This is a genomic window from Streptomyces sp. NRRL F-5126 (assembly GCF_000721265.1).
Taxonomy (GTDB): domain Bacteria; phylum Actinomycetota; class Actinomycetes; order Streptomycetales; family Streptomycetaceae; genus Streptomyces.
The window spans coordinates 321,675-336,953 of the sequence record NZ_JOFZ01000003.1; the positions used below are offsets into that span (position 1 = coordinate 321,675).

The 15,279-nt window shown below is 72.7% G+C and carries 15 protein-coding genes; 3 read left to right on the forward strand and 12 right to left on the reverse strand.

The window, feature by feature from the left end:
* The 5 genes from IH48_RS0107890 to IH48_RS0107910 form a co-directional block, all read right to left on the reverse strand.
* The gene (locus IH48_RS0107890) at positions 1-3,780 is read right to left on the reverse strand and encodes a nitrate reductase subunit alpha (RefSeq protein ID WP_078849547.1); all 3,780 of its coding nucleotides are present in this window, start codon (positions 3,778-3,780) and stop codon (positions 1-3) included.
* 198 nt (positions 3,781-3,978) lie between these two features.
* Complete coding sequence (msrB, locus tag IH48_RS0107895) at positions 3,979-4,404, reverse strand: peptide-methionine (R)-S-oxide reductase MsrB (protein WP_234434169.1); 426 nt, start codon at positions 4,402-4,404, stop codon at positions 3,979-3,981.
* Positions 4,405-4,415: 11 nt separating this feature from the next.
* Positions 4,416-5,831: a UDP-N-acetylmuramate--L-alanine ligase gene (gene murC / locus IH48_RS0107900; RefSeq protein WP_030901000.1), complete on the reverse strand. Its 1,416-nt coding sequence runs from the start codon at positions 5,829-5,831 to the stop codon at positions 4,416-4,418.
* A gap of 63 nt (positions 5,832-5,894) precedes the next feature.
* A complete protein-coding gene (locus IH48_RS0107905) occupies positions 5,895-6,347 on the reverse strand; it encodes a hypothetical protein (protein WP_030901002.1) in 453 nt (150 codons plus the stop codon).
* Positions 6,348-6,559: 212 nt separating this feature from the next.
* Positions 6,560-7,372, reverse strand: a complete 813-nt coding sequence (locus tag IH48_RS0107910; protein WP_030901004.1) for a pyrimidine reductase family protein — start codon at positions 7,370-7,372, stop codon at positions 6,560-6,562.
* 37 nt (positions 7,373-7,409) lie between these two features.
* On the opposite strand from IH48_RS0107910, the gene zapE reads away from it, so the two are divergent.
* Entirely contained in the window at positions 7,410-8,492 is a 1,083-nt protein-coding gene (gene zapE, locus IH48_RS0107915) for a cell division protein ZapE (RefSeq protein ID WP_030901006.1), read from the forward strand.
* Between the two features lie 75 nt (positions 8,493-8,567).
* Entirely contained in the window at positions 8,568-8,993 is a 426-nt protein-coding gene (locus IH48_RS0107920; RefSeq protein WP_030901007.1) for an OsmC family protein, read from the forward strand.
* A gap of 41 nt (positions 8,994-9,034) precedes the next feature.
* On the opposite strand, the gene IH48_RS36175 is transcribed toward IH48_RS0107920, so the two are convergent.
* Together IH48_RS36175 and IH48_RS0107930 are read right to left on the reverse strand one after the other, a co-directional pair.
* Entirely contained in the window at positions 9,035-9,187 is a 153-nt protein-coding gene (locus IH48_RS36175; RefSeq protein WP_158710261.1) for a hypothetical protein, read from the reverse strand.
* 28 nt (positions 9,188-9,215) lie between these two features.
* Complete coding sequence (locus tag IH48_RS0107930; protein WP_030901010.1) at positions 9,216-9,893, reverse strand: AIM24 family protein; 678 nt, start codon at positions 9,891-9,893, stop codon at positions 9,216-9,218.
* Positions 9,894-9,953: 60 nt separating this feature from the next.
* Between IH48_RS0107930 and IH48_RS0107935 the strand changes: the two genes are divergently transcribed.
* Positions 9,954-10,685: a peptidyl-tRNA hydrolase gene (locus IH48_RS0107935; RefSeq protein ID WP_030901013.1), complete on the forward strand. Its 732-nt coding sequence runs from the start codon at positions 9,954-9,956 to the stop codon at positions 10,683-10,685.
* An 18-nt stretch (positions 10,686-10,703) separates the two neighbouring features.
* On the opposite strand, the gene IH48_RS34305 is transcribed toward IH48_RS0107935, so the two are convergent.
* The 5 genes from IH48_RS34305 to IH48_RS0107960 form a co-directional block, all read right to left on the reverse strand.
* Positions 10,704-11,216 (reverse strand): hypothetical protein, encoded by a 513-nt coding sequence (locus tag IH48_RS34305; protein ID WP_051839344.1) that lies wholly within the window; start codon positions 11,214-11,216, stop codon positions 10,704-10,706.
* On the reverse strand, positions 11,213-12,649 hold the full coding sequence (locus IH48_RS0107945; protein WP_030901018.1) for a sensor histidine kinase: 1,437 nt from the start codon (positions 12,647-12,649) through the stop codon (positions 11,213-11,215). The genes IH48_RS34305 and IH48_RS0107945 overlap by 4 nt, the downstream gene beginning before the upstream one ends.
* Entirely contained in the window at positions 12,646-13,338 is a 693-nt protein-coding gene (locus IH48_RS0107950; protein ID WP_030901021.1) for a response regulator transcription factor, read from the reverse strand. Before IH48_RS0107950 ends, IH48_RS0107945 begins: the two co-directional genes overlap by 4 nt.
* A 37-nt stretch (positions 13,339-13,375) precedes the next feature.
* Entirely contained in the window at positions 13,376-13,945 is a 570-nt protein-coding gene (locus tag IH48_RS0107955) for a GerMN domain-containing protein (protein ID WP_051839346.1), read from the reverse strand.
* An 87-nt stretch (positions 13,946-14,032) separates the two neighbouring features.
* Entirely contained in the window at positions 14,033-15,277 is a 1,245-nt protein-coding gene (locus IH48_RS0107960) for an acyltransferase family protein (RefSeq protein WP_030901026.1), read from the reverse strand.
* Positions 15,278-15,279 lie beyond the last annotated feature (2 nt).

A 15,279-nucleotide genomic window follows, 5' to 3' on the forward strand; every position in this document is an offset into this window, starting at 1 on the left:
TCAGTACTCCACGTGCTGGGAACGGCGGCGGATGGTGGTGACCGTGTCGCGCTGGCTGCCGGTCGGTCCGTAGTAGTTCGGCGAGAACGACAACTGGCCGTAGCCGCCGATGAGGTGAGTCGGCTTGATGAGCAGCTTGGTGAGGGCGTTGTGCACGCCGCCCCGGCGCCCGGTCGCCTCCGTGCGCGGCACGTTCACGAGGCGTTCCTGGACGTGGTACATGAACACCGTGCCGGCCGGCATGCGGTGGGAGACGATGGCACGCGCCGCGACGACGCCGTTGGCGTTGACGGCCTCGACCCACTCGTTGTCGGCCGCGCCGATGGCGGCGGCGTCGGCGGGGCTCATCCAGATGACGGGGCCGCCGCGCGCGAGTGTCTGCATCAGCAGGTTCTCCTGGTACTCGGAGTGGATCGACCACTTCGAGTGCGGTGTGACATAACGCACCGTCACGGCCCGTCCTGTGGCCGCGCCCGGTTCGCCGGTGGGTTCGTTCAGTGCCGCGAGGTCGAGCGGCGGCCGGAACACGGGCAGTTGCTCTCCCAGTTCGGCCATCCAGTCGTGGTCGAGGTAGAAGTGCTGCCGTCCGGTCAGGGTGTGCCAGGGCTTGTTGTGCTCGGTGTTGACGGTGAAGGGCGAGTACCTGCGGTCGGTGGCCTCCTTGCCCGACCACTCGAAGCTCGTACCCACCTGTACGGGCCGCTCCTGCGTGTCGGAGAAGACCACACGCCGTTCGGCGACGGAGTCCGCGAGCTCGCCGAGCCCGGTGTCCGCTCCGCAGCGGTCCGCCAGGCGCCTGAACCCCTCGGCGGCGATACGCCCGTTGGTCGTGCCGGACAGGGCGAGGATCGCCTCGCACAGCTTGACGTCGGTGTCGAGCGAAGGCCGCCCGACTGCGGGGCCCTCGGCCGCGGACGTGCCGCACCGCTCGGCGAGCCGCGCCGCCTCCGCGTGCGGCTGCACGGTGACGCCCTTGACGGTCATGCCGTGCTCCTCGGCCAGCGGCCCGAACGCGGCGAGCTTGTCGGCGACGGCCGTGTAGTCACGCTCGACCAGGGTTACCCGCTGGGTGGTGCGCCCCGGCCGCGGCGGTGGTCCGCCGGCCGCCCAGTCGGCGACCGTGCCACCCGGCTGGGCGGTCTCGTCCTCGGAGTCGTGCTGGAGCGCCGTGGCGACGAGGTCGTAGGCGGTGCCGAGGCGTCCCTCGGCCAACTCGGCGACCTTGCGGGCGAGTCCGTGGAAGATCTCGAAGTCCGTGCGGGCCTGCCAGGGCGGTGTGATGGCGGGGCTGAAGGCGTGCACGTAGGGGTGCATGTCCGTGCTGGACAGGTCGTGCTTCTCGTACCAGGTTGCGGCGGGCAGCACGAGGTCGGAGAAGAGCGTGGTCGACGTCATGCGGAAGTCGAGCGAGAGCAGCAGGTCGAGCTTGCCGCGCGGCGCCTCGTCGCGCCAGGTGACGTCCCGGGGCCGGCTGCCCTCGGGGGCCGCTTCCGCGCTCGCGTTGTCCCGCGCTCCGAGCAGGTGGCGCAGGAAGTACTCGTTGCCCTTGGCGGACGAGCCGATGAGGTTGGCCCGCCACACGGTCAGCACGCGCGGCCAGTTGGCGGGGGCGTCCGGGTCCTCGCAGGCGAAGCGGAGCCGCCCGTCGGCGAGCCGGTCGGCGACCCAGTCGCCGGCCTCCTCGCCGCTGGCGCGCACCTGCCGCCCGAGGTCGAGCGGGTTGCCGTCGAAGGTCGGGTACGAGGGCATCCAGCCGAGCCGGACCGACTGGGCGACGAGGTCGGCGGTGTGGCGCCCGGTGAAGGTGCCGCGGCCGGTGGGTGAGGCCAGGGCGTCGGCGCCGTACGCCTCGTAGCGCCACTGGCCGGTGTGCAGGTACCAGTACGGGGTCCCGGCCATCTGGCGCGAGGGGCGTACCCAGTCGGCGGCGGTCGACAGCTGCTGCCAGCCGGTGTAGGGGCGCACCTTCTCCTGGCCGACGTAGTGGGCCCAGCCGCCGCCGTTGACGCCCTGGCAGCCGGTGAGGATCAGCAGGGAGAGGAACGAGCGGTAGATGGTGTCGGAGTGGAACCAGTGGTTGGTGCCCGCCCCCATCACGATCATGGAGCGGCCGCGGGTCTTCTCGGCCGTGGCGGCGAACTCGCGTGCCACCCGGATCGCGGCGGCCGCCGGCACGGAGGTGATCTCCTCCTGCCAGACGGGGGTGCCGGGCTCTGCCGCGTCGTCGTACCCGGCGGGCCACTGCCCGGGCAGTCCTGGCCTGGCCACCGCGTACCGCGCGAGCAGCAGGTCGAAGACGGTGGTGACGAGGCGTCCGCCGACCTCGCGGGCGGGTACGCCCCGGGCGACGGTGGGCGCATCGTGCCCGCCCGGTGCGGTGTCGAACCGCGGCAGTACCGTCTCCACGCCCATGCCGCCGTGGTGGTGGAAGGACAGCAGCGGGTCGACGCCGCCGAGGTCGAGGTTCCAGTTGCCGGTGCCGCTCTTGGCCCAGCGGTGGCCGAGCGTGCCCTTCGGGGCGACGACCTCGTCGGTGTCCGAGTCGACCAGCACCGGCATCCAGCGGCGCGCCTGGGCGTCCGCGTCCTGGGCGAGCCCGAGCTCGGCCGCCGTGACGAACTTGCCCGGCACGTACCTGCCGTCCGCACGCTTCTCGAGCGCGACGAGGAACGGCAGGTCGGTGAAGCGTTTGACGTAGTCGGCGAAGTAGGGAGCCTGCCGCTCGACGAAGTACTCGCTGAGGATGACGTGGCCCATGGCCATGGCGAGCGCGCCGTCCGTGCCAGGATGCGGATGCAGCCACTCGTCGGCGAACTTCGTGGCGTCCGCGTAGTCGGGCGAGACCACCACGACCTTCTGGCCCCGGTAGCGCGCCTCCGCCATCCAGTGCGCGTCCGGCGTCCGCGTCACCGGCACGTTCGAACCCCACAGCATCAGGTACGCCGCGTCCCACCAGTCCCCCGACTCCGGCACGTCCGTCTGGTCCCCGAACACCTGCGGCGACGCCACCGGCAGATCCGCGTACCAGTCGTAGAACGAGATCATCGGCGCACCGATCAACGACATGAACCGCGCGCCGATCGCGTGCGAGGCCATCGACATGGCCGGGATGGGCGAGAAGCCCGCGACGCGGTCGGGCCCGTACCTGGCGATGGTGTGGACGTGCGCGGCCGCGGCCATCTCCAGCGCCTCGTCCCACGAGACGCGCACGAGGCCGCCTCGGCCCCTGGCCGACTGGTAGGCGCGGCGCCGTTCGGGATCGTCCGTGATCTCGGCCCAGGCGGCGACGGGATCGCCGAGCCTGCGCCTCGCCTCCCGGTACATGTCGACGAGCACGCCCCGTGCCAGGGGGTGGCGGACGCGGGTCGGCGAGTAGGTGTACCAGGAGAAGGACGCGCCGCGAGGGCAGCCGCGCGGCTCGTACTCGGGCCTGTCGGGGCCGACCGTGGGGTAGTCGGTCTGCTGCGTCTCCCAGGTGATCAGGCCGTCCTTGACGTACACCTTCCAGGAGCACGAGCCGGTGCAGTTCACGCCGTGGGTCGAGCGCACGACCTTGTCGTGCGACCAGCGCTCCCGGTACGGCGTGTCGTTGACGGACTGGTCCGAGCGGAACACCGCCCTGCCGTCGGCGGTGACCGGTGCGGTGCGCACCAGCCGCCCCGCCGCGAGCAGCCTGTCCGCGGCCGCCCCCGCGATCTTCTCGCCCCGTTCGCGCGCCCTGCCGAGCACCACCACACGCCCTCCTCGCTGCACACCACCTGCGATTGACACGGAGAGCATTCATCCAGCTACCAACGGTAACTGCTGGTGCTTGACTCTACTTGTGGAGAGATAGCGAGGACTTTTCAACCACTTTGCGTTCTTTTCTGAAGGAACGTCAATGCACGAGGTCGGACCATATGACTGCCGTCGGGTACGCACGCGAAACGGCCCGGCCGCAGCGGACACAGCCGCCGCGGCCGGGCCGCTCGGTCGGGCTCAGGCCTCGTCGGGCGTGAGCTTCAGCGAGATGCTGTTGATGCAGTAGCGCTGGTCCGTGGGGGTGGGGTAGCCCTCACCCTTGAAGACGTGGCCGAGGTGCGAGCCGCAGTCCGCACAGCGGACCTCGGTGCGGGCCATGCCGAAGGAGCGGTCCTCGATCAGCTCCACCGCGTCACTGTCCTTCGGGTCGAAGAACGACGGCCAGCCGCAGTGCGACTCGAACTTCGTGTCCGAGCGGAAGAGCTCGGCGCCGCAGGCGCGGCACGCGTACACACCCGCCGTCTTGGTGTCGGTGTACTCGCCGGTGAAGGCCGGCTCGGTGGCCGCCCCGCGCAGGACCGCGTACTCCTTGTCGGACAGTTCGGCACGCCACTGGTCGTCGGTCTTGACGACGTCGTATGCCTTCTTGATTCCGGATGCCACGCGAACTCCTCTCAGTCGCCCAGGCGGGCGAGGACCAGCGGGCCGAGGTCCGTGACGTCACCCGCCCCCATGGTGAGAACGAGGTCACCCCCCCTGACCATTCCCGCGACCAGGCCGGGCACGGCGTCCTTGGAGTGCACCGGCGTGACCTCGGCGCCCGCCGTGCGCGCCGCTTCGATGATCAGCTCGCTGGTGACGCCGGGCAGCGGGTCCTCGCGCGCGGGGTAGATGTCGAGGACGGCCGACGCGTCGGCGAGGGCGAGCGCCTCGCCCATCTCGCGGCCCAGTTCCCGCGTGCGGGAGAACAGGTGCGGCTGGAAGACGACGACCAGCTTGGACTCGCCGGGCAGCGCTGCCCGCATGGCCTCCAGGTCGGCGGTCATCTCCGTCGGGTGGTGGGCGTACGAGTCGACGACCCGCACCCCGCCGGCCTCGCCCTTGAGCTGGAGGCGGCGGCCGACTCCGGTGTACGAGCCGAGCGCTGCCGCCAGGTCTCCCGCGGGCACGCCGAGCGCCACGCCGGCGACGAGCGCGGCGACCGCGTTGGTGGCGTAGTGGCGGCCCGGCACGGACACCTCGAAGGCCACCTCCACGCCGTCGAGCACGACGGTCACCTGGCTGGTCAGCCCGTTCGGCTCGATGGCGAGGATGCGTACGTCCGCGTCCGGGGAGAGCCCGTAGGTGACGATCCGCGGCGTGTCCGTTCCTCGACGCGCTCGCCGCACCCGCCGCGTCAGCTCGACCGCCCCCGCCTGGTCGGCGGAGACGACGAGCGTCCCGCCGGGCACGATCTTGGCCGCGAACTTCTCGAACGACTCGTGGATCTCGTCCATCGACGCGTAGTTCGCATGGTGGTCGAGCTCGACGTTGAGGACGATCGCGACCTCGGGGTCGTACTTCTGGAAGCTGCGGTCGCTCTCGTCGGCCTCGGCCACGAAGATGTCGCCGTCGCCATGGCTCGCGTTGGTGCCCGGGCCCGCGAGGTCGCCGCCGATGGCGTACGAGGGCGCGAGGCCCAGCTCGCCGAGCGCCACCGCCAGCATCGACGTGGTGGTCGTCTTGCCGTGCGTGCCGGCGACGGCCAGGCCGCGCCCGCCGCGCATCAGCGAGGCGAGCGCGTCCGACCTGTGCACCACGGGGATGGAGAGCTCTTCCGCCCGCACCAGCTCGGGGTTGTCCGCCCGGATGGCGCTGGAGACGACGACGCACGTGGCGTCGTCGGCGAGGTGCGCGGCGTCGTGCCCGACGTGGACGACGACCCCGACCGTCCGCAGCGCCTCGGCCGTGGCCGACTCCCTGGCGTCGCTGCCGGCCACCTTCGCGCCGCGCTGGGCGAGGATCTTGGCGATGCCCGACATGCCCGCGCCGCCGATGCCGATGAAGTGCGGCCGCTCCATGGCGGCGGGGATGCCGGTGGCGGATGCCATACGTGTCTCCAGTGGGGGCTCGCGCGGGAGCCTGACAGGTCAGGCCGTGGGTCGCGCCTCACCCTATTCGCTGTGCGCGAAGAGTTTGAGCACCGGTACGCCGACCTGGTGGCGCGCCCGCGACGCCCAGTCGCGGTGGAAGAACTCCTCGACGTAGTGGGGTTCGGTCAGCACGATGACCTCGTCGGCCCCCGATTCCTCGACGGCCGACTTGAGCCGGTCGAGCGGGTGCTTCTCGACGACCTGCCCGGTGGCCTCGGTGCCCGCGCCGCGCAGGGCGGTGAGCGAGTGGGCGAGCGCCACCCGCGCCGGGTGTCTGGCCTCCTCGCCCTCCGGCTCCTCGGTCTCCTGGGAGGCCTCCTTGAGCTCGCCGTAGGCCACGTCGTCGATCGCGCGCAGCAGCACGTCGGCCTGGTCCCCGCGGGGCTGCATGAGCACCACGAAAGACACCTTCTGGTCGCCGTGGAGGGTCGTCACGAACTCCACGTCCTCGGGCGTCAGGGCCTTCTCGATCATCAGTACGCTTGTGAACACGACAGGCGCCCTTCCGTCCGTCCTGGCGGGCCGCAGCCGCGGCCCACTGCTGAAACCATCCTTCCCCGCGCTCGCACGGGGTCGCGACTAGTCTGCCCAGCCGGGGCTAACCGGAACGAGGGATTCCGTCAGGTGGGCTCGAAAATTCGTTCCCTGCCGTACGTCCGCCCCTCCCGCGGTACCCGGCCTTCCGGCTACCCCTTGCCGCCGGAGATCCACTCGGCACCGGCGCGCGCATAGCGGCAGAACAGGAAACCGCCCTCGCTCAGCAGCGACACCGGCTCGAACCGCTCGGGGACGGCGACCTCGGGCCCGCCCGCCACACGCTGCGCTGACCCCGCCGTGAGCAGCGGCGACACCGTGAGGCACAGCTCGTCGAGCAGGCGGCTCGCCACGAACTGGCCGAGCAGCCGGGGTCCGCCCTCCGTCAGCAGCCTGGTGAGGCCGCGCTCCGCCAGGGCGTCCACCGCGCGCACCGGATCCACGCCCAGGCCGTCGCCGGCGACCACCACATCGACGCCGGCCTTCTCCGCCTCCCGCATACGCTCCGGCGGCGCCGCGGCCCCCGTGAGCAGCAGCGTCGGCACGCGCGGTGCCGTGAACAGGGGCCGCGAGAAGTCGAGCGCCAGGCTCGCCGACACCACGGCGATCGCGGGCGCGGGCCCCTGGCCCGAGGCGGCGCGGCGCGCCGCGAACGCCTCCCTGGCCCGCGCGGGCCGGTAGTCCACCTGCCGCACGGTCTCCGCGCCGACCACGACGACATCGGCGAGCGCGCGCAGTACCCCGAAGATCCGCATGTCGCCGTCGGACGAGATCGTCTGCGAACGGCCCTCGTGCTGGGCCGCCCCGTCCAGCGTCGACACCATGTTCGCCCGCAGCCAGGGCCGATCGGCCGCCTGGGCCGGGTACGCGTAGGCGTGGGCCAGCTCCTCCAGCGTCCACGCGCGGTCGCCTCCGGGCGGCGGCCCCTCGGGTGTCAGATCGGTCACAGGGAACAGGCGTCGCATGCGAAGCAGTCTGGTCAAACTCCTAGAGTTGAGCAATGTGACCTCCTCGACCGCCGCGGCAGGCGGCTCCACCACCGCCGCCCCGCTCTCCCTGTGCGCACGCGAACCCCGGGTACCCGCCGACCGGCTGGTGGCCGAGATGGTGCCGCCGCCGCGCTTCGACTCCGTGCGCTTCGGCACGTACGTGCCCGACCCCGCGCAGCCCAGCCAGGCCGAGGCGGTCGAGGTGCTGCGCGCCTTCGCCGCGGGGATCGGCGACGACGGCGGGGCGGCGGGGGGCAGGCGCCGCTGGTTCGCCCGCAGGCCCGCCGAGCAGGCAGGGCCGCGCGGGGTCTACCTGGACGGCGGCTACGGCGTCGGCAAGACCCACCTGCTCGCCTCGCTCTGGCACGCGGCGCCCGCACCGGCCGACCGCAAGGCGTTCGGCACGTTCGTTGAGCTGACGAACCTGGTGGGCGCCCTCGGCTTCCAGCAGACCGTCCGCACGCTCAGCGGCCACCGGCTGCTGTGCATCGACGAGTTCGAGCTCGACGACCCGGGCGACACCGTCCTCGTCTCCACGCTGCTCGGCAAGCTGGTCGAGGCGGGCGTGGCGCTCGCCGCGACCTCCAACACGCTGCCCGGCAAGCTCGGCGAGGGGCGGTTCGCCGCGGTCGACTTCCTCCGCGAGATCCAGGGCCTGTCCGCACACTTCAGGCCGGTGCGCATCGACGGCGACGACTACCGCCACCGCGGGCTCCCCGAGGCGCCGCGACCGTACCCGGCGGAGCGTGTCACCGCCGCGGCGGGGGCCATCGCAGGCGCGAGCCTCGACGCGTTCCCCGATCTGCTCGACCACCTGGCCACGGTCCACCCGAGCCGGTACGGGGCGCTGACCGACGGGCTGCGCGCGGTCTGCCTGACGGACGTGCGCCCGGTGGGCGACCAGTCGAGGGCGCTGCGGCTCGTCGTGCTCGCCGACCGGCTCTACGACCGGGAGATACCGGTCCTGGCGTCGGGCGTACCGTTCGACCGGCTGTTCGGAGAGGAGATGCTGAACGGCGGCTACCGCAAGAAGTACTTCCGCGCCATCTCCCGGCTCACCGCACTGGCCAGGGAGGCGGAGGGGTTGATCGGGTAGGTTCCGGCACCGGATAGGTTCTGAAGCCGTACGTAACCGATCGGAGCCGTACGCAACCAGAGAAAGGGATCCACCATGGCCACCACGCGCCAGGCACACACCGTCTGGGAGGGCAACCTCCCCAAGGGTGCAGGGAACGTCACCTTCGACTCCTCCGGCATTCCCCAGCAGGCGGTCACCTGGGCCTCCCGCGCGGAGGAGGCGAACGGCAAGACCAGCCCGGAGGAGCTGATCGCCGCCGCCCACTCCAGCTGCTTCTCGATGGCGCTGTCGAACGGCCTCGACAAGGCCGGCACCCCGCCGACCAAGCTCACCACGCAGGCCGAGGTCACCTTCCAGCCCGGCACCGGCATCACCGGCGTGCACCTCACCGTGCAGGGCGAGGTCCCCGGTCTCGACGAGGCCGGCTTCGTGAAGGCCGCCGAGGACGCCAAGGCCAACTGCCCGGTGAGCCAGGCGCTCTCCGGCACGACGATCACGCTGAGCGCGTCGCTCGCCTGATCACGTCGGGCCGGCCCCGCGCGGGCACCGCCCGTGCGGGGTCAGCCCGAACAGGCCTGGCGCTGGGCCTCCTGCCACTCGCAGACGGGGCAGTACGTGGCGCCCCTGGTGGACTCCGGGTACTCGCTCGGCTCCCCGCACAGCACGCAGTCCGCACGGGCCTCGGTTCTCGTGGCGTCGGTGGCGTCGGTCATGCCGCCCACGCTACGCCCGCTCACGCACTCAGTGGGCGCCGCTCTGCGCGGGGGTCGCCTCGCTCGGCCTGACGATGACGAAGCCCTCGCCGCGGAGCATGAGCTGGACGGCCTCGCCCGAGCCGCCGCGGATCATCGAGCCGACGGACTGCGAGCGGTGCAGCGTCGTCTCGAGCTGGGCGCTCCAGCCGACGACCGCGTCCGTGTCCACGTACACGGGCTGCTGCGTGGTGACGGGGATGACGATCGGGTTGCCCTCGCAGATCACGGCGAGCTTGCCGTAGCCGGTGAACAGGCTGTTGAAGAGGCCACCGCCGGTCATGCCCGCGCCCTTGACCATCTTGATCTCGTAGCTGAGGGTCGGGTCGAAGCACAGGACGTTGCGGCCGTTTATGGTCAGGGCGTCGCCCTGCTCGATCTCGACGATGAAGCAGTTCGCCGCCTCGTGCGCGAACCACGCCTCACCCTGGCCCCTGACCGCCATGAGCGGCAGCCCCTCGCCGGTGATGGCGCGCTTGAGCATGCCGCCGACGCCCTGGCCCTTGCGTTCGAACTGGAGGTTGCCGCGGAAGGCGATCATGGCCCCTTGGCGCGCGTGCATCTCACCGTTGACGACGTACTTGACCGACTTGGCGTTCTGGAGGGTCATTCCGGGTGCGGCGGGCTGCTGGGCGAGGTGCTCGGTGGCGAAGAGGTCGCTTTTCATGCACGCATACTCACCCGGAGGCATGGATTCCGCCAAGAAGCGACCTGAGAGACTTGCGCGGTGACCACAGAGCCGAACGACACACCGCGCGACGACCCGAAGGACGAGGCCCCGCAGTTCGTCCTGCCGCTGGTGCTGCGACTGGAACGGACGGCACCGCCGTCCCGCACGGACGCGCTGGAGACGGCGGCGCGCGCCGTGCTGACGATTCTCTCCGACGAGCGGTCGCTCGGCGGGGGCGAGTGGGCCGCCCGCATGCGCGACTGGCAGGACGCGCGCATCAGGAAGGTGGTGCGCAGGGCGCGCGGCGCGGAGTGGCGCAGGGCCGCGGCACTGCCCGGCGTCACGGTGACCGGCACGTGCGCCGAGAGCCCCGCCGAGGTGCGGGTGCACCCGCCTGTTCCGCTGGACGGCTGGCCGAAGGACCTCGCGCGCCTCCAGGTCTCGGGCACGGAGCTGCCCGAGGCCGCAAAACCGCCCGCGCCGCCGGCCCCCGGCGTGGCGGTGCTCTGGTTCAACCCCGACCTGGAGATGTCCGCGGGCAAGGCGTGCGCCCAGGCGGGGCACGGTGCGCAGCTGGCCTGGTGGGCGCTGCCCGAGGCGGACAGGAAGGCATGGCGCGAGAGCGGCTTCACGCTGGCCGCGCGAGTCGCCTCGCGCGAGAGGTGGCGGGACCTGCAACCGAGCGGGCTGCCCGTGGTCGAGGATGCCGGTTTCACGGAGATCGCCCCGGGCAGCGCGACGGTGATCGCCGACCACCCGGCCCTGAGGGCCGCGGCACGCGGGGCCTGAGGCGGCCGCCCGCGGTCGCTACGGCGTGCACACGCCGGTGGCGGTGCCGGTCTTCGCGGTGCGGTGGACGGTCACCTTGACCACGTGCGGACTCGTTGCCTCCGCCGCGCTCACCGCGTCGGCGGCCGTGCACACCAATTGGCGCATGGCGGGCCGGGACGCCCAGTATCCGGCGGGTGCGAACGCCTGGGCCGAATCCGTCCCGCGGGCCGTGACGACAGCGGGCAGGTGAGGGGCGTAGCTGATCAGGCCACGGGCGCGTTCGGCGGTGTCGGGTCCCTGGGCGAGCTGCCGCAGGGCCGCCCCGACGGGGTCGGGGCCGCGGTAGGGGCGCGAGACGCGTTCGAGTCCCTGGGACGAGTAGAAGTAGACGTGGACGGCGGCTGCGGGACGGCTGGGCGCGACATGCGCGGCCACGGCCGGTGATCCGGCCGGCGCCGGACCCGCGTCGCCGACGGAGCACGCGCTCAGGGGCCCCAGGAGCAGCAGCGCGGCTACGGTGGCCGGCAGGCCTGCACGGTGGTGTTTCATCGCGGCTCGCGCGGCATCGTGAAGGTGAACACCGCTCCTCCTTCCGGTGCGTTGGCCGCGGTGAGGGTGCCGCCGTGCAGGCGGGCGTTCTCCGCGGCTATGGCCAGTCCGAGGCCGCTGCCTCCGCTGCGCGTGCGGGCACCGTCCCCCTTGGTGAAGCGGTCGAAGACGTGCGGCAGTACCTCGCGGGGGATGCCGGGGCCGTCGTCGCGGACGGTGATCGCGATGGTGCCGGACGACTCGTGGGCGTGGATGCTCACCCGCGCGCGCGGACCGCCGTGGCGCAGGGCGTTGCCGACGAGGTTGGCGAGGACGACGTCGACGCGGCGCGGATCGAGGCGGACGCGCAGCCCCTCGGGGGTGTCGACGTCCACCCGGCCCTGCCAGTGCCGCAGAGCGAGTGTCTTGCGGACGAGTTCGCCGACGTCGATCTCGTCGGTGTTGAGCCGGGCGGCGCCCGCGTCGAACCGGGAGATCTCCATCAAATCCTCGACCATGTGGGCGAGTTTGCGTGTCTCGCCGGCCACCAGGCTGAGGGCCTCCGCGGTCTCCGGTGCGAGGTGGCCGGACGCGGCGTCGTGGTCGACGATGCCTGTGACGGCGGTCATCGCGGCGAGCGGGGTGCGCAGTTCGTGGGAGACGTCGGCGGCGAACCGGCGTGCCTTGGCCTCCATGCCGCGCAAGGCGGCGGCGTCGGCCTGCAGCGTCGCGGCCATGGCGTTGAAGGTGCGGCCCAGTTCGGCGATCTCGTCGTGGCCGGTGACGTCGATGCGGGTGGAGAGGGCGCCGGTGGCCATGGTCTCGGCGGCCGCGCGCAGCCTGCTGACCGGGCGCAGGAAGCGGCGGGCGGCCAGCAGGGCGAGCACGGCGGAGGCGGCGACGACGGGCAGGACGCCGGCCCGGGCGGCGGCGATCAGCGAGGCGACGTCCTGCTGCTGGGGTTCGAGGGAGAAGGCCGCATAGACGACGAGGCCCGAGGGCGTCTGCGGGTGGCCGGCGGAGGTGACGGGCAGGGCGATGGCGAGGCGGGGCCGCCCGTCGTCGTGGAAGCGCTGCGTCAGCGCCGTGCTGGCCGATGCCGCGGCTGCACGCAGGTGGGCCGGCAGTACGGGGGCGGGGTCGTGGGCGGCCGTCGGCGGGCCGCCGCGGTAGGCGGCGGCGGTGCGCCAGTCGCGGGCGCCGCCCGCACGGTCGAGTTGCACGACGAGATCGTGCAGGTCGGACGCGGCGGGCCGGGCAGGCAGGTCGGGGACGAGTGAGTCGACCTGGGCCCGCAGGTCGTGCACGGCGCTGTCCTGGGCGCGCCCGACTATCGCGTCGCGCGCCTTGTGGAAGGTCAGGGCGGCCGTGGTCAGCGCGGAGAGCGCGGAGAGCAGGACGAAGGTGACGACCAGCCGGGTGCGCAGGCCGTGCGGCAGGAGCCGGCGCTTCACAGCGGGCCGAAGCGGTAGCCGAAGCCCCGCACTGTCTGGACGTAGTGCGGCCGGCGCGGGTCGTCCTCGATCTTGGCCCGCAGGCGCATCACGCACGCGTCGACGAGCCTGAAGTCGCCGTAGTAGCTGTGCTCCCAGACCTCTTCGAGCAGCTGCTGGCGGCCGAAGGTCCGCTCGGGCCAGGCCGACAGGAACAACAGCAGCTTGAGCTCCGAGGGCGCGAGCGCGAGGTCCTCACCGCGCTTGCGTACGCTCAGGGCCGCGCGGTCGATCTCCAGGTCCGCGTAGGTGGCGCGCTCGTCGCCCGCCCGGGCATCGGGCTGTGAGGGGGCCAGGCGGCGCAGGACGGCGCGCATGCGGGCTTCGATGACCTCGTCGCTCGCGGGTTTGACGATGTAGTCGTCGGCGCCCGCCTCCAGGCCGACGACCACGTCGATGTCGTCGCTGCGTGCCGAGAGGACGACGATGGGCACCTGACTGGTTCCGCGGACACGCCGGCAGACCTCGAGGCCGCTCATGCCGGGCAGCATCAGGTCGAGCAGCACGATGTCCGGCGGCGCGGCGGCGAGCGCCTCCAGACCGTCCTCCCCCGTGCCGACCGCCTCCGTCTCGTGGCCGCGGCGGTGCAGCCCGAGCGTGACGCCCCTGCGGACGGCGGGGTCGTCCTCGATCAGCAGGACTCGTGCCATGGGTGCTGCCTCGCTTTCGTCGTACTCCACCGGTGCGTCAGCGCGCCCGGCCGCCGGTGTTCAGCGGGGCGGCGGCGCCGCTTCCGTCGCACAGCACGGGCCAGGCCTCCCCCCGCAGACCTGATTCGTGGATCCGCACGACCACGTCCTGCGGCCGCTCGCCGCCGGGGATGCCCGGCGCGGCGGCCGCCGTGCACACGAGCTGGCTGACCGCCGTCCTGTCCAGCTCCGAGACCAGCCACGGCAGGTACAGGTCGACCGCTCCCCGCGACGCCCGGGCCCTGACCCGGTGAGCGCCCGAGGGCAGTGCGGTGACCAGGCCTCGTGCGCGCTCCGACGGTGCGGGTCCGGCCAGGAGCTCGTCGAGGGCACCCTGTGGCCCGGCGCCCTCCGGCGCGGTACGGGCGACGGGCCATATGCCGCGTGACGTGAGGAAATACACGCGGAACACATGCGCCTGCGCCTCGACCCGCTGCCCCCGGGCCGGCGCGCCTGCCCTGCTGGGTCCTGTGGCGGTGACGCCGCAGCCGGCGAGCAGCGCGGCCGCCAGGACCCACACGGCGGGGGCCGCCGGGATCCGCGGCCCGTGCCACGGAAGGTGTCTCACGCACCCGCCCTCCTTTGCCGCGCCCCTCGCCACGCGTCTGCCGCGCGGCTGTCCGCTCTCCGCTGTCCTGGAGGTGCCGAGCGGGGCCTACGGTTCCATCAGCCGGTGCACGTCCACCGACCCGGCTCCCAGCGTGGGCTGCGGTATCGCCGCCCACACCGCGGCCGCCACCAATGCCGTCGCGCCGAGCACGGCGAGCCCGCGGCGGCTGGTGGCCCACCGGGCCCGGAACCGCACCGGGTCCTCGACCAGCTTCTTCGACAGGGCGGCCGCGGCAAGGGACAGCGCGATCAGCACGGCCGTACGGGGCGGGCCGCCGAAGCCGAGGACGTCCGCGGGAAGCAGCAGGTACACCGGCCAGTGCCACAGGTACAGGCCGTAGGAGAGCTCTCCCAACCGGCGCGGCACCACGCTGCCGAGCGCGCGCCCTGTGCGCCCGTCGGGCACGGCGGCGAGCGTGGCGATCAGCACGGCGGCGACGAGCGAGTGCAGGAACATCCCGCCCTGGAACAGCCCGGGCGCGTGCTGCCCGTCGGTGAGCGCCCAGGACGCCACCAGGCCGCACGCCAGGACGGCGCACAGCAGGTCCGCAGCCTGCCGCGGCACGCGGGCGAACCCCGCCCTCACCGGCCGGGTGGCGACCGCGGCACCCAGCAGCAGCGAGAACGCCCGCGTGTCGGTGCCCTCGTAGACCCGCGTGGTGTCCACCGCAGTGTCGAACATGATCATCAACGCGAGGGAGACGCAGGCGCCCACCACGGCGAGAGAGGCCACCCGGCGCTCGCCGTGGCGTCCGCGGCCGGCCAACAGGACCACCACCGGCCAGGCCAGATAGAACTGCCACTCCACGGCGATGCTCCACAAATGGGAGAACAGGCGCGTGTCCGAGGCGTTCCAGTAGCCGACCTGTTCGGCGATGAAGTGCCAGTTGACCGCCTGTGCGGCGGCCCATGGCGCGTCGTCGAGAGCGAAGGCGAGCAGGCTCGGGGAGCCGAACACCCAGGCCAGGAGCAGAGTGGCCACGCCCATGACGACCAGGGCCGGCAGCAGGCGCCGCGCCCTGCGTGCCCAGAATGCGGCGAGGTCGATCCCGCCGGCCCGCCTCGTCTCGGCCAGCAGCAGCCCGGTGATCAGGAAGCCCGACAGCACGAAGAACAGGTCGACGCCGAGGAAGCCGCCGCGCAGGTAGCCCGCGTGGAAGAGCAGCACCGCCGCGACGGCCAGCCCCCGAAGGCCGTCGAGCGGGGCGAGGTGCGGGCGGCCCGCCCGTGGGGTGGGGAGCGGGACGGGCGAGGGATGTGAGCGGCCGGGCGCCGCACGGTGCTGGGCCATCG